Annotated in this window: 16 protein-coding genes; 14 read left to right on the top strand and 2 right to left on the bottom strand. The window is 54.6% G+C overall.

What is annotated here, in order from left to right; all coding sequences use genetic code 11:
* Nucleotides 1–493: 493 nt before the first annotated feature.
* Entirely contained in the window at nt 494–2,512 is a 2,019-nt protein-coding gene (locus tag K0B87_06020) for a peptidyl-prolyl cis-trans isomerase (GenBank protein MBW6514297.1), read from the bottom strand.
* Nucleotides 2,513–2,681: 169 nt separating this feature from the next.
* Between K0B87_06020 and K0B87_06015 the strand changes: the two genes are divergently transcribed.
* From K0B87_06015 to K0B87_05950, 14 genes are all read left to right on the top strand, one after another.
* On the top strand, nt 2,682–3,125 hold the full coding sequence (locus K0B87_06015) for a prepilin-type N-terminal cleavage/methylation domain-containing protein (protein ID MBW6514296.1): 444 nt from the start codon (nt 2,682–2,684) through the stop codon (nt 3,123–3,125).
* Nucleotides 3,126–3,140: 15 nt separating this feature from the next.
* A complete protein-coding gene (locus tag K0B87_06010; protein MBW6514295.1) occupies nt 3,141–4,199 on the top strand; it encodes a type IV pilus twitching motility protein PilT in 1,059 nt (352 codons plus the stop codon).
* Nucleotides 4,196–4,669, top strand: a complete 474-nt coding sequence (locus K0B87_06005; GenBank protein MBW6514294.1) for a prepilin-type N-terminal cleavage/methylation domain-containing protein — start codon at nt 4,196–4,198, stop codon at nt 4,667–4,669. The genes K0B87_06010 and K0B87_06005 overlap by 4 nt, the downstream gene beginning before the upstream one ends.
* Nucleotides 4,669–5,277 (top strand): prepilin-type N-terminal cleavage/methylation domain-containing protein, encoded by a 609-nt coding sequence (locus K0B87_06000; GenBank protein ID MBW6514293.1) that lies wholly within the window; start codon nt 4,669–4,671, stop codon nt 5,275–5,277. Before K0B87_06005 ends, K0B87_06000 begins: the two co-directional genes overlap by 1 nt.
* Before the next feature lie 33 nt (nt 5,278–5,310).
* The gene (locus K0B87_05995; protein MBW6514292.1) at nt 5,311–7,173 is read left to right on the top strand and encodes a hypothetical protein; all 1,863 of its coding nucleotides are present in this window, start codon (nt 5,311–5,313) and stop codon (nt 7,171–7,173) included.
* A 29-nt stretch (nt 7,174–7,202) separates the two neighbouring features.
* Nucleotides 7,203–8,273, top strand: a complete 1,071-nt coding sequence (locus tag K0B87_05990) for a pilus assembly protein PilM (protein MBW6514291.1) — start codon at nt 7,203–7,205, stop codon at nt 8,271–8,273.
* A 9-nt stretch (nt 8,274–8,282) separates the two neighbouring features.
* Complete coding sequence (locus K0B87_05985) at nt 8,283–8,882, top strand: PilN domain-containing protein (protein MBW6514290.1); 600 nt, start codon at nt 8,283–8,285, stop codon at nt 8,880–8,882.
* Nucleotides 8,882–9,433: a type 4a pilus biogenesis protein PilO gene (gene pilO, locus K0B87_05980; protein MBW6514289.1), complete on the top strand. Its 552-nt coding sequence runs from the start codon at nt 8,882–8,884 to the stop codon at nt 9,431–9,433. The genes K0B87_05985 and pilO overlap by 1 nt, the downstream gene beginning before the upstream one ends.
* Nucleotide 9,434: 1 nt before the next feature.
* Nucleotides 9,435–9,980: a hypothetical protein gene (locus tag K0B87_05975; protein MBW6514288.1), complete on the top strand. Its 546-nt coding sequence runs from the start codon at nt 9,435–9,437 to the stop codon at nt 9,978–9,980.
* Nucleotides 9,981–10,012: 32 nt separating this feature from the next.
* Nucleotides 10,013–11,437 (top strand): hypothetical protein, encoded by a 1,425-nt coding sequence (locus tag K0B87_05970; protein ID MBW6514287.1) that lies wholly within the window; start codon nt 10,013–10,015, stop codon nt 11,435–11,437.
* A gap of 12 nt (nt 11,438–11,449) precedes the next feature.
* Nucleotides 11,450–13,711, top strand: coding sequence for a hypothetical protein (locus K0B87_05965; GenBank protein MBW6514286.1), 2,262 nt, complete (start codon nt 11,450–11,452; stop codon nt 13,709–13,711).
* Nucleotides 13,712–13,830: 119 nt separating this feature from the next.
* A complete protein-coding gene (gene tadA / locus K0B87_05960) occupies nt 13,831–15,540 on the top strand; it encodes a Flp pilus assembly complex ATPase component TadA (protein MBW6514285.1) in 1,710 nt (569 codons plus the stop codon).
* A gap of 18 nt (nt 15,541–15,558) precedes the next feature.
* Nucleotides 15,559–16,812, top strand: coding sequence for a type II secretion system F family protein (locus K0B87_05955; GenBank protein ID MBW6514284.1), 1,254 nt, complete (start codon nt 15,559–15,561; stop codon nt 16,810–16,812).
* A 226-nt stretch (nt 16,813–17,038) separates the two neighbouring features.
* Nucleotides 17,039–19,321 carry an SBBP repeat-containing protein gene (locus tag K0B87_05950; GenBank protein ID MBW6514283.1) on the top strand — a complete coding sequence of 761 codons (2,283 nt, stop codon included), beginning with the start codon at nt 17,039–17,041 and terminating at the stop codon, nt 19,319–19,321.
* Between the two features lie 162 nt (nt 19,322–19,483).
* On the opposite strand, the gene K0B87_05945 is transcribed toward K0B87_05950, so the two are convergent.
* Nucleotides 19,484–19,877 (bottom strand): hypothetical protein (locus K0B87_05945; protein MBW6514282.1); only part of this gene is annotated, 394 nt, incomplete at its 5' end.

Here is a 19,877-nt window from a genome sequence, read left to right as displayed (position 1 = left end):
GGGACAAGGAGCGGAATGCCGTGACACCGGTGAGATATCGGCAATGATAAAACATCCCCCCCCCCAGCCCCATCGGCGGGACGGCGTCCCGCCAATGGGGGAGGGGGTGGGGTAAAAAAAGGGGATCGTTAATGCCCGCCATCACGGCATTCCGCTGCGCTGCATACCGTGCTAATGCACTGTCGTCCTCCGGACTCAGCCAAAACTCCACCATGGGGGGTGGGGTAAAAAAAGGGGATCGTTAATGCCCGCCATCACGGCATTCCGCTGCGCTCCATACCGTGCTAATGCACTGTCGTCCTCCGGACTCAGCCAAAACTCCACCATGGGGGGTGGGGTAAAAAAAGGGATCGTTAATGCCCGCCATCACGGCATTCCGCTGCGCTCCATACCGTGCTAATGCACTTTCGTCCTCCGGACTCCAGGGACGAAAAAAACCCCGCCGGAGCGGGGGATGATTTAGTGAGATTTTTCTTTATATAAGGATGGGGGCCTATTCCTCGATCTCGAGGACGACGTTTCCTTCGAGGGAATCGATCATGAACTGGGCGGATTCGTTGAGGTCGCCTTCGGGGAATTTTTGCAGGAATTCGCGGAAGAGCTCCAGGGCGCGTTCATTGTCCTTGAGTTCCTCGGCCACCAGGAAGGACTTCATGAAGAAGGCGCGGTAGTCGTCGGCGTTGTTTTTGTAGCCGCTGATGATCTGGTCGTAGAAGGTGATGGCGTCTTTGAAATTGCGCTGGCGGGCGGAGTTGTCCGCCATGTTGAAGAGGTCTTCGGCAGAGAGCTGGAGCCGGAGTTTTTCGGGGTATTTGCGCAGGTTGAATTCAGCATAGATATCCTGGGTCACCTTTTCCTGCTGGGAAGCCTGGGCCTGGTTTCTGAGGGTTCCGAAGATGCGGGGTTCGATCTCGGTGAAGCTTTTAACTTCGGGCGGGGTTTCCCTGAGGTTGCGGAAGAAAAGGACGTCTCCGCGGGCCGAGGTGAAGACGGGGCTGATGTAGCCGACGGGGTTGTCCCAAACCATTCGGGAGAATTTATCGTCGGGGCCGATCCCGGTGATGATCCCATTGTCGTAGATGTTGTCCAGGGTGGAGAGTTTGGGCTTGGTGGATTGTTTTTCGATGAGGGCCTGGATGCGCTTGTCGTCGCCTTTTTTGACATAGCTCTGGTATTTTTTGAGGGCGCTTTTGGCGGCCTTTTCCTTGTCGAACCAGAGGACCTCGATGGTCTTGTAGGCGGGGGTGGTGTAGTCCGAGAGATGGGCATCGTAATAGGCGCGGACCTCTTCGTCGGTGATCTCGATTGAATCGACTACGAGCTGCTTGAAGACCTCGTTGAGGATGTAATAGCGCTTCATCTGGACGTATTCTTCGTTGTCCTGGATGATGATGTCGTAGTTTTGGTCCTTGGCTTCGGCGTAGAGGAGTTTGCGGATGAGCTCCTGGTCGAGAAGCTGTTTGGCGCCCTCGCCTTTGGTGATGAAGAGCTGTTCCTGGGGCGAAAGCTTGGCAAAGGCGTCCAGGAGCGTCCCGACGGTGATGTTCAGCTCTGGATTGGTGGAGGAGACCAGGCTGAGGTCCATGATCTCGGCATTGCTGGCGCGGTCGGTGACGTCGATCTCGGCCAGGCGGGCGGAGTCGGTCACCACGCCGTATTTGGCCTTGAGGCGGTCGGTGAGCTCGTTGAGCACCCTGGTTTCGACCCCCGGACGGGCGCGCTGTTCCAGCTCGGGCTCGACCTCGTCAAACTCCTTCTGGCGCCCCTGGACGTATTCGAGGGTGCGGAAAACATGCCAGCCGGTGGCGGTCTTGAAGGGCCCGTGGACAACGAGGGGATCGGGCCCGGTTTCAGAAATGATCCGTTCCAGCTCGGCGTCGTTGCCGATTCCCGGGAGGTTGCCGTTGAGGCGGATGTTCTTGATCATGCCCTGGAGTCCCTTGGCATAGCTGTTCACGTTGTAGAGGTCGGAAACCTCCTCGAAGGATTTTCCGGCATTGAGCTCCGCGATCGCCTTGAGGGCGGAAGCTTCGTCTTCGGCCTGGAGATAGCTGAGGCTGAGGTAGGGGAAAATGTAGTAAGCCTGCTTGTTCTCGTCGTAATAGCGCTGCTTGTCTTCGCGGGTGACGACGACGAGGTCGCTGATGTTGCGTTTGTAGTATTCCTGGATGAGGAACTGGCGGGTTCCGGCCTCGATCTTCTCCTGGACGCTGGGCAGGGATTCAATGCCCATCCGGATGGCCTTGGCCATGAAGGCCTCTTCCATGGCGATGACGTCGAGGACCTGGGTCTGGCCGTCAACGGTGCGGTATCTGCCCTGGGAAGCGGCGGGTATTTTGGAGATCCGGGCATCGAGGTCCTGGCGGGTGATGATCCCGCCGTCGAACTCGGCCAGGATGTCGGATTCATTTATCTTGTTCTGATTGGTTACGGTGACCGGTCCCGCGGCGAAGCAGGCAGCCACGCTCAGGGCCAGAAGCAGGGCGGAAAAGCGCCGGCGAATCATAGGCATGTTTTATCTCCTTGAAATGATGCTTATTAGGATGAGAGCAAAAAAAAGAATGGACAGGAATGCGTCAAGAATTTTATTGGAAAAAGGGTTTATGGGATTTTTTACCGGAATTTGGCACGCATTGTGCTTAACCTAAAAGAAATAAAATTCCTAATAGGAGGAAATACAAATGCTCAGGAAACTGAAAAACCAAAAGGGATTCACCCTAATCGAAATCTTGGTGGTGGTGATCATCGTTGCCATCCTGGCAGCGCTGGCCGTGCCCATCTATATGCGTTACGTGGAGAAATCACGCTCAACTGAAGCCCAGACAGCGATCGCCGCGATCCGCAAGACCTACGATGTGTACAGGCAAACCAACGGCACCACGCAGGATTTCACGATTGAGAAAGCCATGCGCGAGACCAACCTTGGCCAAAGCACGCAGAAAAACTGGAAGTTCGAAGTGACCGGCAATCCGCCCAAAAAGTTCATTGCCACCTCCACGGAAGAATTCGCCGGCGGACCTGACAAACAGGTCTGGTATGACGTTGACGACGCCAAATTCCATGGCTACGGAATCGACCAGTTCACCGATCCCAACACAGAAGGAATGCAGACCGACACCAATTAACCTGGAGGCAACAAGTTGACTATCCACGAATTGCTTCGCTTCACAGCGGAAGCCGGGGCTTCGGACCTGCACATCGCTGCCGGGGCGCATCCGATGGTGCGCGTGAACGGCAAGATGAAGCGCCTGAACCTGCCGATCCAGTCTGTGGAGGAAGTGGAGAACCTTGTCTTTGGGGTGATGAACGAAGTCCAGCAGGAAATGTTCAAAAAACAGCTGGAGATCGACTTTTCCACCAAGCTTAGCAACGACGTCCGCTTCCGCGTGAACGCCTTCCATCAGGTCAACGGCGTGTCAGCCGCCTTCCGCGTGATACCCAACGAGATCAAAGGCTATGATGAGCTGCATCTGCCGGATATCCTGAAACGGCTGACCACCAAGGAAAAAGGCCTGATCCTGGTGACCGGGCCCACGGGCAGCGGCAAATCAACCACCCTGGCCACGATGATCGACTCGATCAATGACAACCGCAACTGCCACATCATCACGATCGAGGACCCGATCGAGTTTGTGCATCAGAGCAAGAACAGCCTGATCAACCAGCGCGAGCTGGGCCACGACACCTGGAGTTTCACGGCGGCGCTGAGAAGCGCTCTGCGTGAGGACCCGGACGTGATCCTCGTGGGCGAGATGCGTGACCTGGAGACGGTGTCATTGGCGTTGACAGCGGCCGAGACCGGCCACTTGGTCTTCGCCACCCTGCACACGGGCAGCTGCACCAAATCCATTGACAGGATCATTGACATGTTTCCCAAGGAACAGCAGCAGCAGGTGCGATCCATGCTCTCCGAATCGCTGGAAGCGGTCCTTTCGCAGACCCTGCTTCCCACCAAGGACGGCAAGGGGCGCGTTCCGGCCCTGGAGATCATGGTCGCCAACGCCGCGGTGCGCAACCTGATCCGCGAGGAAAAGACCTATCAGATCCCCTCGATCATTCAGGCCAGCACCAAAGAAGGCATGCAAACCCGCGACCAGTCGCTCTACAACCTGGTGATGAACAACCTGGTGGAGCGGACCATCGCGGAGGAATTTGCCGACAATCCCAAGCAGTTCGCCTCCGGAGCGGGATTCTCATGATCGAGACCCCTGCCCTTTCCGCAAGCTCAGAGTCCCCTGGCCTGCTGCGCAGGCAACAGGGCATGACCCTGCTTGAAGTAATAGTTGTGATGCTGATCATCGTGGTCATGGTGATCAGCATCTACATCGGCATCGTCTACGCGGAAAGGCAATTGCTGACCAATTACCGGGACCGCGTCGCCACCCTGCTGCTCAACGGCGAGCTGGAGATGGAATACTACCGCTATTCGCGCAGCAACCCGTTCCAACTCCAGGCCAACGTGCAGTATGTGATCGACGACCTGAACCCGGACCACATCCAGCACGCCTATATGACCATTGAGCGCAAGACCGGCCAGGAAACCTCAAACGAGCAGCTCCTGAACTTCGTGTACCTGGAGGCCACCATGAGGTGGACAGACCAGGTCACGCAAAAAGAACGTTTCATCCGTATGCGGGAAGACTATTTCCTGCCCAATACCGGACCATAATGAAAAAAATTATAAAACACGGCACCGGAATAATCGGCCGGCAACGCGGCGTGACCTTGGTCGAGGTTATCGTCGTGATGATCATCTCCACGCTTCTGATCGTGACCGCCGCGTTGGGGGTCGGCGTTTTTTTCCGCAAATACAAGGAACTGAACGCCTGGGCCGAATTGCAAACTGACGCCCTGGACGCCCTCAACATTATCAAGAACGGAGTGCCCGTCGGCAGCGGCGACAACATGGAGTATTACGGCGTGACCAACGCCATGAAGCTCCAACTGACCAACACGACGACCAACACCGCGAACGGGATCCGGATCGTCCCGCCCACCGACAGGCTGATGGAGACCAACGATTACGCCCACTTCTTCCTCTATGACGGAGTGGTGCGCTGCACCTATGTGTTCCACGGGATCCAGGTGGCCTCGCCGCTCTACATCTTTCCCAAGGAGGAAAACCTGGGGAAGATGGTCGTGGACCGGTTCCTGATCACCAAACTCAATCAGGAACAAGAGGTCTTGGCGGTCCAGGTCGAACTCCACGCCCGGGTCAAGACCGGCACGGACAATTTCCGGACGGTCAGATTCAGGACCAAGATGGCCAAGAAATGAACCAGCTCAAGCTCCAGCCAAGGAGGTATAAGGATGTTTAAACACCCCAGCGGGAATATTGCCATAGCGATGCTGCTGATGGTGATCGCGGCGATGTCCGGGTTCACCCTTTCCAGCCTGGCCATGCGTGATGTGGTAGCCTTCCAGTATGATTTTGAAGGCTTCCAGAGCATGCTGCTATTGCGCAGCGAAGCTTACCGCGGGCAGAGGATCGCCCAGAAACTGGGCACGGTGCTCATCCCCGTTCGCACCTCGGAGCGCAACGTCGAGGTGGTGAATTCCGCATTGCGCAAGACTTTCAAGATCCAGTCCATCCTGAGCCAGGGCGGACTCCTGGACATCCAGGACGAGGTGGTGATCGGCGACCGGAAACAGATGACCCAGGTGAAATCCCTGGTCAAATCCAAATCCGGTATCGGCCAAACCGCCATGATGAACACCAAATTCTCCATGATCCGGAAATACAGCATCTATACCCTGGAGACCGAGACTTTTGCCAAATACATGTATTTCACGGACACGGACGAATCCCCCGCCGAACAGAACGTCTATTTCTACGGCCCGGACCTGATCTACGGCCGGGTGCACAGCAACACGGACATCTGGATCAAGCAGGCCGGGGGCGGGACCAACAACGGCTGGCCCACCTTCTTCGGCTGGGTGTCCACCACGGGTGAGATCAAATCCTATTCCGGTTCCTACAACGTGAACGAGATCTTCCTGGGCGGCCTCACCGAAGGCTATGCCTACACGATCTTCCCCGAGGAAGCAACGACCATCCGCAGAAACGGCCACGTCGTCGGACCGCAGTATTTCGATCCGGACAACATCATGTTCATCGATGTGGACGGCAGCGGCTATACCGCCTACCACGGCATTGTTGAAGATCCCTACCGGGAATACTCCATGGTCTATGATCCCTATCCGCCACCCAATGACGCCACATACCAATATACGAACCAGTATAACGTCAGAGACACGACCTGGACCTTCTGGGGCACCGGCAGTTCGTTGAACCAGTCCAATTTCGTCCACGGTAAGCTCTGGATCAAGGGGAAGTTTGGCACCTACCAGACCTGGGGCTGCGCGGACACCATGTATCTGATCGGAAGCATAGAGCTTTCCAACACAAATCCGGGATCGAATCCGATCAACAACCGCACCGACGTGGTGGGCCTGGTCTCCGAGAAATCCATCGTGATCAAATACGGCTACCGCGACCCGGTCGATTCCCTGCGCTACCATCCCAACATGGGTCCTGACACGGGCTACGGCGGGATCTGGATCTACGCGGCGATGGCGGCTTTGGGGGACGGACACGGCAACTCCCACGCGGACGGGGTCTTCACCTTTGAATACCAGCATCCGCATCCCTCCGTTCCGGCTGTGCTTGTGAACGTGGGTGGTGTCCCAACCTATTTTGACAAGATCGACCTGCACCGGCGCCGTTTTCCCCAGAACTATGCCAATCCCTGGCCGCCGTTGATCGACTATCCCTGGTACAATCCGCTTTGGCCGGAACGAGTCCCCTATCTGGAACGCGGCTACATCAACGTGCATGGCTCGATCTCGCAAAGGCGCAGGGGCTTTGTCCACCGCAGCTATTATGACGTGGAATGGCCTTCCGGGGGAGCATGGAACCAGCCGATCGATTACTGCGGCGGCTCCAGCGCTCCGGCGACCGTTGCCCATAACGATCCCGTGCTGAATTTCCAGCTTACCAACACCAATTGGCCCGGGGCTTCAGGCTCCGGAACTGGATATAAAAAGAACTATCACTACGACGACCGGTTTTACAAAACCTCACCGATCGATTTCCCGGAAGTGAACCGCAGGGACGAAACACCTTTCTCTGCCGTCAACTGGGTGATCAAAAGGCCGCCGGAGAATCTCTAAGAATAATAATGTCATAGATAAGAGGAACTATGAAGAAAAAGAAAACGATCAAATTCAAGGAGTCGGTGGGAATCGACATCGGGACTCACAGTGTGAAGGTCGTGCACCTCAAAAAGCTGCATGAAGGATTCAAGCTGCTGAATTACGAGATCCGTCCCACAGTTCCGCAGGGAGTGGAGTACATTCCCAGCGACCTCCGTCCGGATCGCTATGCTCCGGTCATCGTGGAGATCATGAAAACCCTGCACATCAATCCCAAGAAGATCCAGCACCTGGTTACCGCGGTTGGAGGGGACAACACCAGCATCAAGCAGATCAAGACCATCTTCCTGCCCGAGGATGAACTGGAATCCGCCCTCTTCTTCGAAGCCAAGAAACACATCCCGATCAGCGGGACGGACATGGTTCTGGACTACCAGGTGATCAACGTGGAGGAGAAGACCAACAACATGAACATCCTGTTGGCAGCCACCTCCAAAGACCTGTTGAACGAACATACCAACAACCTGGTCACCGCCGGATTGACTCCCAACATCGTGGACATCGATTCCCTGGCCGTTGCCAACAGCTTCGCCCTGAACGCCTTCGTCGAGGAAGGGGTGTACGTCCTCCTCAACTTGGGCGCGCACCGCACCAACATGGTGATCTGGGGGCCAGAAGCCAAGTTCTTTGCCCGGGACATCCCCTACGGCGGCTATCACTTCACGCGCGACATCATGCGCAGACGGCAGATGGAATGGGACGTGGCGGATGCCTACAAGATGCAATGGGGCCTGTTGGACGATCCGAACTCCCCGGATACCAAAACGATCAGCATGCTGGACATCTCCGAGAAATCGACCGAAGACGCCATTGTGGAAGAATTGCGCCGTTCCCTGCGCTTCTATGTCAAGGAAGCGGGCAACAGCGATTTTCGCAAACTCTACATCATGGGCGGCACCGCCAAGCTGAAAGGTTTGCAGGAATACATCCAGGAAAAGGTGAGCATCCCCACAGATATCTTCATGCCCTTCATCAACGTGGAAATGCCCGAGAAATTCGTGGATAAGAAAGACCCTCAGCTGGCGCTGGCGATCGGCCTGGCAATGCGGACCGAATAGGAAGTGAATATGACAAACGTGTTTTATTTCAAAGTAAACCTGAACAAATACGGGGAGATGAAGCTCCAGGCGGAGCGGGAGAACAAGACCTTCCGCAATGCCGTGATCGCGTTCTTGCTGGGAGCGATAATCATGTTTGCCGGTTTGATCTATCTGAACAATTCCCTGAAGAGGAAGGTCGAGATCCGGCGCCAGTATTACAAGGAAATCAGCGCCCGGCTGTCTGAATACCAGTCCAGCGGAGATTACCTTTCCGTGGTCGACGTGGACAAATTGGCCGAAACGTTCACGGACAGGATCTTCTGGACCAAGAAGCTCCAGGCCCTGAGCCACGAAATCGACCAGCAACTGGCCGTCCGCAAACTGAACTTCAACAACGGGGTTCTGACCCTGAACGGCATCATCGAGGTCAACCGCAATATCAGGGAAGGCGACATCACTTTCGATTTTGTCCAACGCCTCAAAGCCAATCCGGAGATCAGCAACGATTTTCCGGAGATCAAATCAGGCTCCAAGACGAGACAAGTGGCCAAGGACACTGAGATCCTCGAATTCGTGATCGAATGTTACAGCAGGGATGCCTCAGCCTTCCGAGGGAGTGCGCAATAATGAAAGAGAAATATCTAATCCTCATCCTGGTGATGATCTTGATCACGGTCCTGTTCTTTTGGATTGCCAGCAACTCGATCACCAAAAACGTGGCCGAGATCAATAAATACGACCGGAACATCAAGAGCACGCTGGAAAAACTCAACAGCGCCCTGATCATGGACGAGCAATTGCGAGAATTTTCCCAGATCATCGACAACAGCCTCACCACCGGAAGCAACTTCACTATCGACGAGCTGAACGAATTTCAGAAAGAGATCGAGAAGATCAGGGACGACAACAAACTGAAGCTGATCAAGATCTCGGATTCCAACAAGTTCGCCGAAGCCGGCATGATCGAAACCACCTACAACCTCGAACTGCAAGGCACTTTCCAGCAGATGGGCCAATTCATCTCAGCCATCGAAGCGCTGAACCACATCATCAAGATCCAATACCTGGATATCAGCCCCACCCAGGCTTCCGACAGAAACGTCACCGATCCGAACGCTCCCAACCAATACCGCATAACCATGGAGCTTTCGATATTCAAGGTCAAAAAGGAGGCCTAAGATGCAAGTGAGATTCATCAAAGACTTCGCCATTGCCCTGATCGTGATATTGCTGCTCGCCTTCGCCATCCGCCTCTATTCGATGAACGTGAAGCGCAACAGCATTCCGGATCAATCCAGGTATACCGACGAATCCGTCACCGACACCCTGAAGGCAAGGATCCTCTCGATCGAATCTTCGATCCAGGATCGGCAGAATTTTGTCTTCTCCGTCAGGCATGATCCCCTGCGGCAGGGTAACATCATAAAGGACCGCTTCGACCTGACCAAGGAATTCGAAGAGATGCTGCGCAACACCTTCCGCCCCACCGGGACCTACATAGACCAGAATTCCGGCAAGAGGCTGGTCACCGTTGAATATCAGGACAAGATCTTCAGCGGCGGCGTCGGCGACGTGATCGAAGGCCGGAGGATCACCTGGATCGATGAGAAGAACATCGGCATCTACTTCGGCGGGGCCCAGACCCTGGCCATCCAACCCCGGCCTGCGATGCCGGATTTCACCAGAGAAGACATCCAACGGCTGTCTAACGACCAGAACTACTAATCATGAAAAAATATAACGAAGCTGGAGAAAATATGTTAAACGCTTTCGTATCCAAACGCTTTATTGTTTGTGCCCTGATCCTGAGCTTTCTCTTCGGAGTGGCCATGCTGGGCGCTCAATCCAGCGCTTTAAGAAAACCTGTTACCTTACACAGCGTTGACGAGCCGCTTTCCTCGGTTCTCAGCACCCTGGCGCGCCTCAGCGGAACAAACATCGTCCTGGCCACTGACCAATCCACGGGAGCCGAAAGGGAAGAGAAGCGCGTCACCCTGAGCGTCAGGGAAGTCCCAGTCGAAACTGCGGTGTCCCTCGTTTCACGCTCAGCCGGACTTTCCTACCGGATTTTCGGCGAGAACACCTTCCTGGTGGGAACCAGGCAGAACATCATGGAAGAATCCGGGGAACGCAGCGACATCATCTATCTGAACAACCTGGACGCCAACAAGGTCAGCAAAGCCCTGGAAGACACCCAGGGCGTCATCGTTCCCCTGGAAGGCCAGAACGCCATCATGGTCTATGGCAACACCGACACCTTTGAAAGCATCAAGGCCTTGGTGGAGAAGATCGATGTGGAGCAGAAGCAGATCGAGATCCGGGTGCGTTTGATCGAGGTAAGCCTCACCGATTCCAAGAAATACGGGATCGACTGGAGCCGCCTCAACCACCTCACCACGATCATCGCGGAAGATCCCGTGAACGCGTCCGGAACCGGCCTGCCCTACAACTTCACCGATCCGGACGGCTACCTGCCCTACGGCGATCCCACCGATTTCGAGATCCTGCCTGACCAGCAGCATTTCCAGAGGATCAACGGCTTCCAGGACATCGGCCATTTCAGCCGCCAACTGACAGCCTTTGACATCACCATCGACTGGCTGCTGGAAAACAACGCCGCCAAACTGCTGACGGATACGCGCGTGACCTCTCTGAACGGAGCACCGGCAATGATCCACATCGGCGAGGTCGTACCCTTCGTGGTCACCGACAACGACAAGCAGATCCAGGTGGAACGCGAGGAAGTCGGCATCATGCTGAATGTCACGCCCACCGTCAATGAACAGGGCCTGATCACCGCGCAGATTGCCCCGGAAGTCAGCTCCGTGACCGAACTTGTGGGCGGCTATGTTCCCCGCACCAAGGTGCGCAGAATCTCCTCCACGGTCACCGTTCCCAACGAGCACAAGATCATTGTGGGCGGCCTGCTGAACTCCACGATCACCCAAAAGACCTCAAAGCTTCCTTTGCTGGGAGATCTGCCCTTTATCGGCAAACTATTCCAACACCGCTATGAATTGGTGGAAAACACCGACCTGATCATCGAGATCACACCTCGGTTGATCACTTCGGATCAGATCAAGCCGGACCCCAACCTCGAGGATTTCAAGAATCTGGGCGAGGTCAAGCTGGACGAACGTTTGACCAGGCGCTTGATCGAATTCGAAGAAGAAGAAAACTAAGGGGAGACTAACATGAAAAGATACAAACAGCTTTTCCCCGTTCTCACCATCCTGGTGCTGATGCTGGTTTCGCTCACCACCTCCTGTGACCAGCGCAATCCGCCTCCCATGGGACTGGACGCTCCGCTGCTCTCGGAAGTGCGGATCATCACCAAGATAGTGGCCACACCGGACACCATCTACTCCGACAACAACATCACCTATTCCGAGATCGCCGTCACCATCAAAGACGGTGAAGGTTTCGGGGTCCCTTCCCAGATAGTCAATTTCCGCACCGATGTTGGCCGCATCCTGGCCAGCGTGCCCACAGACAGCAGCGGAGTGGCTACCACCACTTTCTGGGATGACGGCGACAGCGGCCTGGCAACAATCACCGCGGTCGTGCGCAATTATTCCGACAGCGAACAGAACTCGATCGTTTCGGCCGATACCGCCATGGCCCAGGTTTTCATCGCCGATGTGCCGGAAATAGAGACAGTGACGATAAACTTCCTCTCAACGGCCAATCCGTATCCCATGACCGTCATGCAGACCACAGAGATCAATGCCACAGCCACAAACATTCTGGGGGATCTGGTGCCCAACAACACCCTGATCACCTTCACCTGCACCAAAGGCAGGTTTGTGGATGAGGCGGGCAATGTGCTGGGCATATCGATAGTCGCCGGGACCACCAACGGGAGGGCCTACGCCAGATACAATGCCGGAGCCCTGGCCACGACCACACCTGATGTGGAGAACGCCTTCGTTACGGCAAGTATCGGAACGGTCTCCAGCACCAGGGAGGTATTGATCCGGGCCGGCCTGCCAGCCGCCATTGGTTTGCAATCCTTTGTCCAGGTTGACGGCGAGATGATCGAGGCGGACACGAGCTTTGTGGCCAGCCCCAACCACATCTACATGCGGGCCACTCTGAACGACTTGCACGGAAATCCTTGCCAGACCAAACCGGTGAGGTTCCAGACCAATCTGGGGACTTTCCTGAACACCACCCAGTCGGTGACGATCAACACCGATAACATGGGCCAAGCCCAAGTGCGCTTCACACCCGGCCTGCAAGCCGGAGCGGCCACCATCCAGGCTTTCGCCAACAACGACACCCTGCAGACTCAGCTCATCTTCAATGTGACCTCAGACGACATCCATTCCATCTCTTTCACCCAGGAAGGCCAGATCGACCTCAACGTTGCCAACACCGGCGGCGTCGAATCCGCCATCCTGCGGGTGAACTTGAGAGACATCAATGGCAACCTGATCGACACCCCGCAGGACGTGTATTTCAGGATCGTGAACACGAATCCGCCTGCCGGGGCCAATCTAAACAACTATCCTGTTTCCGACAGCGTACTGGTGGTATCCAGTGGGGGTGAAGCCCAGATCTCGGTAAACAGCGGTTCGGAATCAGGGATCCTGATCATCCGGGCATCTTGTACCAATGAAAGCGGTAGATGGGTGCGGGCCACCAAGGCCAACATCGTGATCCACGCCGGTCCTCCGGCTGAGGTCAGGCCTTTCATTGGCGGCTTCAACACCGGCCAGAACATGGGCGGCGGACTCTGGAGAGTGATCGCCGGAGCCGTTGTCAAGGACATCTACGGCAACCCAGTCGATCGCGGGACCTCGGTGTTCTTTGAATTGATCAACAATGTCACCAACTGCCAGATCGGTGGCAATGCCTACGTTGGCAACGTCAGCGTGGAGGACGACTCCCTCGACGGCGTCGCCTACACGACACTCAGCTATTCCGGCATCTACACCAACGATCTGATCACGATCCGGGCCAGCACAGGCGCGATCATGGGAGAAGGCGTGGACGGTTATGCCACTGTGCCTCTGCCTTTGAACGATCCGCGCTTCGAGATCCAGGCCAACCCTGCCTCCCTGATCTTTGGAGACACCTCTCCGGATTGGAAATCGGCTGACATCTATGCCGTTCTGACCGACGGACAGGGCCAGATGATCGGAAATTCCGCCATCATGCTCCTGGCGACCAAAGGACAGTTCGTGGCGATCCCGGGATTCAACAACAACTATCCCACCGATCCGGCCTGGAGGATCATCACTGACGACGGAAGCTACGGGACCGGCGATTATGTCGGCTGGGCCTGGGGCCAGATCCGTTATCACCGGCTGGAATGCCCGGCAGGCGATCCGCAAACGGAGACCCCCGGCCAAACCAGCGGCGTGATCATCGGCCGCATCCTGGGCACCAATGTGAGCGCGGAAACCAACGTGGCGATCTATCGCTACTGGACACCCGCTCCTCCGTTCTAAACAATGATTTGTTCGGCGCGGGGATGGCCGCAAACCATCCCCGCCCATATTACCGGGGAGGAACCCAAACCACCGGCTTTGGCCTTTGTTTTGTAATATCGCATAAAGGATGACTTTAAATGAGTTATAACCCCCAATTCGCCAGAATGGGTGAGATCCTCATCCACGAAGGCTTCGTCAATGAAGATCAGGTCAAGGAAGCCCTGATCAAACAAACCAACTTCGGGTTGAAGATCGGCGAGACCCTGATCAAACTCGGCTATCTGAATGAAAAGCAATTGCTTCAGGCTCTGAACCAGCAGCTCGGCTACAACATCGTGCAGGACAAGGAACTGATGGACCTGGACCTGAACATCGTTTCCCTGATCCCGGAGCCCTACGCGGTGCAGAACAGGGTTATCGCTCTGCGCGAGGAAGGCGACGGCATCGTGGTCGCGCTTGCTGATCCGGAGGACATCACTGTACTGGACAGCCTCAAGAAGCTGCTGGGCAAGAAGATCAAGCCGGAGCTGATAGGCGAATCGGTCCTGCGCGACACCATTGAAAAGCACTATAAGAGCATCCGCACCACCACTCAGGTCGAGGACGCGGTGGGCGGCTTTGACTTTGTGGCTGTCGACGAGGACGAAAACGAGATCACTATCGCCTCCGCTTCAGCGGATGCCGATGCCCCGATCGTGAAACTTTTGAACCTGATCATCAATGAGGCCATCAAAGCAGGCTCCACGGACATCCACATCGAACCCCTGACCAAGAGCACCCGGATCCGCTACCGGATCGACGGAGCCATGCGGGAGGTGATGACACCCCCGATCGGCATGCATCCCGGCCTCGTTTCCCTGGTCAAGGTGATGTCCAAACTCAATATCGCCGAGCGCCGCCTGCCCCAGGACGGCCATATTTCGCTCAAAACGTCCCTGAAGAGCGTGGACGTCCGTGTTTCCATCACTCCCACAGTTTTGGGTGAAAAGGTCGTGATGCGCCTCTTGGACAAGGGCGAGTTTGGCTTCAAGCTCACCACCCTCGGTTTCGAGCAGGAGGACATGGATATCTTTGCCAAGATCATCCGCCGGCCTTACGGGATCATCATCGTCTCCGGCCCCACCGGAAGCGGTAAATCAACCTCGCTGCATGCCGCCCTCAAAGAGATCCAGGATATCGAGACCAATATCATCACCGTGGAAGACCCTGTCGAATACCGCCTTGAGGGCATCACCCAGATCGAGACCAAGGAACAGATCGGCCTCACCTTTGGCACCGCCCTGCGTTCAGTTCTGCGCCAGGACCCGGACATCGTGCTGATCGGTGAGATCCGCGACCAGGAAACCGCGGATATCGCGATCAAATTCTCGCTCACCGGCCACCTCGTGTTCACCACCTTGCACGCCAATGACGCTCCCAGCACGATCACCCGTATGATCGACATCGGCATCAAACCCTACCTGGTGGGTTCATCCCTCAGTCTGGTGATGGCCCAGCGCCTCGTCAGAAAGGTCTGCCCCTACTGCGTGCAGGACTACAAGCCGAGCGAACTTGAGCTCAGCGATTGCGGGCTCACCCCCGAAGAGGCTGAAAAGATTGAATTCAAGATGGGTAGAGGCTGCGTCCATTGCGACAACACCGGATTTTCCGGACGTACCGGCATCTTTGAGCTTCTCACCGTCAATCCCGAGATCCGCCGTCTCATCTATGAGGGAGGAAATCAGGACCTGATCCGTGAAGCCGCCCTGAGAGCCGGAATGCGCACCCTGCACGACGCTGCGAAGCAAAAAATGATCCGCGGCGTCACCACCATCCGTGAAGTCATCAAGATGACCATCGTGGAATAATTAAAGAAGGTATCAGCTATGCCGAATTTTGCCTATATCGTTAAGGACGCCAAAGGCGCCAGGGTGGAGGGCATCCTCAAAGCCGACACCCTGGACATGGCGGTGGATAAACTTGCCAAGGAAGGCAGCACGATCATCTCCGTCAAAGCCGCTGCGGAAGGAGCTTTCAAAGGCAAACTCTCGCTCTTTGACAAGGTCATGCTCACAGTCTACAAGATCCGCACGGGCGTGTCGCTCAGGACCCTGGTGTTCTTCACCCGCCAGCTTTCCACGATGTTCTCCGCCGGTCTCACAATCGAAAAGGCCATCACAGACCTGGAGAAAGAGGAAAAGCAAAAGAAGTTCTCCAAAGTGTTGCGCCGCCTTTCTGAGGACATCCGCAAGGGATATTCACTCTCCGAGGCCATGGAACAGCATCCCGGGGTCTTCAATTCCCTGTATGTCGCCCTGGTCAAGGCCGGTGAGGTCTCCGGTACCCTGCATACGGTTCTGGACGAGCTTTCCGACTATCTGGAAAAGATCGAGGACACCCGCCGCAAGGTGAAATCCGCGATGGCCTATCCCGTCTTCATCATGATCTTCCTGGTCTTCGTGGTATGGTTGATGTTCTATTACGTCATCCCCTTGTTCGCCTCAGTGTATAAGGATTTCAACGCCGAATTGCCCCTCCCGACCCAACTCGCGATCGCCATCAGCGATTTCATCACCCAGAATGCCTTTCTCTCCATTCTGATCATTATTGGTGTCGTGGTCACCTTCTTCCTGGTCTACCTCACCGATCGGGGCCGCTACGTCATGGACACCATCAAGCTCAAGATCCCCGTCGTGGGCAAGGTGGTCACCAATTCCATCATGAGCAAGTTCGCCCGCACCTTCTCCATCCTGATGGCTGCCGGCGTACCGATCATGGATACCATGGAGCTCACGGAAAACGTGGTGCAGAACGCCGTCGTGGAAGGCGGAGTGCGCCGCGCCCGGGTGATGGTCAAGGAAGGCTACGGTGTGGCCAATTCCTTCCGCAGGACCGGCCTGTTTCCGCCCACCCTGCTGCAAATGCTTTCCACCGGTGAGGAAACCGGAGACATGGACAAGCTGCTGGGCAAAGCCGCCCAGTTCTATGAAAAACTCGTGGACGCGGTCGTCGACCGCCTCACTTCGCTGATCGAGCCACTCCTGATCGTGATCATGGCCGCCGTCGTCGGCGGTATCATCGTCACCATCTATCTGCCGATCTTCAGCCTCGGCGAAGCCATGAGCCAGGGCATCAGATAAACAGCCCAAAACATTGTACGATCCAGGCCGGGATTTCCCTCCCGGCCTTTTGTTTTATGATCCGTTTCCTTGCCTTGGCCCAGCCGGCCGGCTTGAACTCCAAAGGCGCTACTCCACTCCGATTAACGCATAACGCGTAACCCATCACGCAAAAAATCTCTTGACCGATTCTCCCGGACCATCCAAACATCTTTCCAAAGTTTTTTTATCCATAAGAGGAGGAAAAATGAACGGTATGAAAGGCTTTCTGCTCTGCGTTGCCCTGCTCTGCCTGGCACTTGTATTGACCGCGCAAACACCGCAGTGGGGATGGGCTGTTAACGTAGTAGGGAATAGTAATAATTATTCAGAATCAATAGCTACTGACGACTATGGCAATCAATACATCACAGGCAGTTTTACCGATACAGCAGTTTTCGGTCCGATATCTTTGACCAGTATTAGCAGTAGTGACCTGTTTATAGCAAAACTTGATGCGAATGGGAACTGGTTGTGGGCAAATAGGGCTGGAGGAGTGGGGAGTGATTCTGGTCGGGGAATAAGTGTTGATAGTGAAGGTAACATCTATGTTACAGGCAATTTTGCGGGAGAAGCTGTTTTCGGGCCTTTAGTTTTGGTAAGCAGCGGATTGGAGGATGTCTTCGTCGCAAAACTGGACACAAACGGAAACTGGCTCTGGGCGCAGCAAGCTGGAAGTCCTGCGAATGATAACGCTTTTGATATTTGCGTCGACAGCCAGGGATCATCTTATGTTACTGGGTACATAAAAGGTAACGCCATATTTGGAGATGAGACTTTAATCTGTCAGGAATACAGGGAATCGATTTTCGTGGCAAAATTGGGGCAAACAGGCGAGTGGATATGGGCAAGGAATACCATCGGCACAAGTTCTTCTAATCAGGGACATGGCATTGCATGCGATAACAACGGTAGCGTTTATGTCACAGGAGATTTAAGCGGAACGACGGAATTTGGATCTATTACAATTACAGGACTCGACGGTATCTTTGTGGCGAAACTGGATTCATCAGGTAACTGGTTATGGGCCAGCGGGGCGTCAAGCACGGATGGAAGTACGAATGGAGATGATATTTCCTTGGACATCAACGGCAACATCTATGTTACCGGTTGGTTGTATCGAACTGCAGTTTTTGGCTCGACCACTGTTGTAGGAGGCAACCACGATAATGCGTTAATTGCCAAGCTGAACAACGATGGAGAATGGCAATGGGCCAAGGCAAGCACTATGACAAGCGCTAGAAGTCATGGGATATTCACCGATGGTACAGGAAACAGCTATTGTGTCGGTTATTTCACCAACACAATTTGTTTGGGGCCATATCAGTTAACCAGTTTGGGCAGTGGAGACATTTTTGTTACCATGCTTGATACTGTAGGAAACTGGAAATGGGCTTATTCAGCAGGAGGCTCAGGCTATAATGCATGTTATGCAATTGATGTTGATCCTTATGGCAATTGCTATGTCGTGGGCCTTAATTATGAATATCAAAGCATGTTCTTCGGAGACATAACTATCACAAACGGTGCAGGCAATGATGTTTTCGTTGCCAAACTGAATCCCCCCAACCCCCGTGCCTTTTTCACAGCAAATATAACCGAAGGGCTGGAACCTCTCACGGTCCAGTTTACGGATGCTTCCATAATCGGCGCTGGACCAATTATCGCTTGGTTATGGGATTTTGGGGACGGAAACCAATCTGTTTTGCCAAATCCTTCTCATACTTATCTTGATTCAGGGGTTTATACTGTGAGCCTTTCAGTTGTTAATTATCTGGGGCTTACTGGATACAGAGTTGTTGATGATTACATCAGCGTTTATGAGCCTTTCCGGGAAATCTCACTGCTATCGAGCACGAGTGTAAACTTTGGCACTATTATTGTTGACACAGAATCGGACTATCAAGCAATCACTTTCAGTAATACCGGAAATGTTGATCTGACAATAAGCGACTTTCATTTCGTCTCAACTCAGCAGCATTTTGAATTCATGGATCCTTTCCGTAACTTAATGCTTTCTCCAGGTGAAATCGATTCAGTTATGGTGCGCTTCGTACCCCAAACAGTAGGAGCCCTTAGCGATACCCTCTATATTGTTAGCGATGCAGAGAATAATCCCTTGCTTAAGGTCAATCTGATGGGAACAGGCATCCACGTACCTCCCTGCGCACCAGAGAACCCCATTGCCACAATGGATGGCAACAATGTGGTACTCAGTTGGGATCCTGTCACTCAAACCATCTTCAATACGCCAGTTACTCCGGATTATTACCTCATTTTCCATTCCATCGATCCATTCGGTCAATTCACCTTTTTAGGTGCCACAAATGGCCTTCAATATATCCATCCCATGGTAGGAGCTTTCCAGTCCAGGATGTTCTACCATGTCCTCGCCTACAAATACTATGGCCGGGGCGTTTTCGATCCCGCCTGTCTGGTACAAGGGATGACTGAAGCTGAGGTGCTGGAGATCATGGCTAAACCCAGATAAAAGATTAGCAGCAAACACAATATAAACTGAAAGAACAGGCGGCGGATATGACACCCGCCGCCCTTTTTCATCCTGGTGGGCCCCTTGCTCTCTTTTCAAATTCGTGCAATTCTTGTGATTCGTGGACACCAACGCCACGCGTAACGCATAACGCGTAACCCATCACATCTCCTGCGTGAGCAGCTCATAGCCATTGACGTGCGATAGCAAACCGGCCTCGACCGCTCTTTTGACAGAGCGGCAGGTCAGGTTGTTGGCTTCGATCTGGCTTCGGGTGATGGTCTCGAGGTCAATGTAGCCGGGGTCGCTCTTGGCCAGGTTCCACATCAGGCGCGTGAAGGCGTTGTACCAGTTCTGCAGGACCACATCCTGATTGGCGACGCGGCTGTTGAAGATATCCACGTACACGCGCAGGTCGCTCCTGAAGCCGGCCGAGGGCTCCAGGTTTTTCAGGTTGGCAGAGATCCGTCCGAAGCGGCGGGAGTTCTCTGTGGGCCTGGGTTTCACCAGGGGCCGCACGATCACGCGGTTAAGGCTGCGGTTGAAGTAGTAGACC

Source organism: Candidatus Syntrophosphaera sp. (assembly GCA_019429425.1).
Classification (GTDB): Bacteria; Cloacimonadota; Cloacimonadia; order Cloacimonadales; family Cloacimonadaceae; genus Syntrophosphaera.
Note: the sequence above shows the minus strand (reverse complement) of the source record. Positions and strands in the feature narration are given on the sequence as shown.

Coding starts and splice junctions, on each gene's coding strand:
- K0B87_05975 (MBW6514288.1), top strand. CDS start 9,435: ATGCAAGTGAGATTCATCAAAGACTTCGCCATTGCCCTGATCGTGATA.
- K0B87_05955 (MBW6514284.1), top strand. CDS start 15,559: ATGCCGAATTTTGCCTATATCGTTAAGGACGCCAAAGGCGCCAGGGTG.
- pilO (MBW6514289.1), top strand. CDS start 8,882: ATGAAAGAGAAATATCTAATCCTCATCCTGGTGATGATCTTGATCACG.
- K0B87_06020 (MBW6514297.1), bottom strand. CDS start 2,512: ATGCCTATGATTCGCCGGCGCTTTTCCGCCCTGCTTCTGGCCCTGAGC.
- K0B87_06000 (MBW6514293.1), top strand. CDS start 4,669: ATGAAAAAAATTATAAAACACGGCACCGGAATAATCGGCCGGCAACGC.
- K0B87_05970 (MBW6514287.1), top strand. CDS start 10,013: ATGTTAAACGCTTTCGTATCCAAACGCTTTATTGTTTGTGCCCTGATC.
- K0B87_05950 (MBW6514283.1), top strand. CDS start 17,039: ATGAACGGTATGAAAGGCTTTCTGCTCTGCGTTGCCCTGCTCTGCCTG.
- K0B87_05990 (MBW6514291.1), top strand. CDS start 7,203: ATGAAGAAAAAGAAAACGATCAAATTCAAGGAGTCGGTGGGAATCGAC.
- K0B87_05985 (MBW6514290.1), top strand. CDS start 8,283: ATGACAAACGTGTTTTATTTCAAAGTAAACCTGAACAAATACGGGGAG.
- K0B87_06015 (MBW6514296.1), top strand. CDS start 2,682: ATGCTCAGGAAACTGAAAAACCAAAAGGGATTCACCCTAATCGAAATC.
- tadA (MBW6514285.1), top strand. CDS start 13,831: ATGAGTTATAACCCCCAATTCGCCAGAATGGGTGAGATCCTCATCCAC.
- K0B87_05965 (MBW6514286.1), top strand. CDS start 11,450: ATGAAAAGATACAAACAGCTTTTCCCCGTTCTCACCATCCTGGTGCTG.
- K0B87_06005 (MBW6514294.1), top strand. CDS start 4,196: ATGATCGAGACCCCTGCCCTTTCCGCAAGCTCAGAGTCCCCTGGCCTG.
- K0B87_05995 (MBW6514292.1), top strand. CDS start 5,311: ATGTTTAAACACCCCAGCGGGAATATTGCCATAGCGATGCTGCTGATG.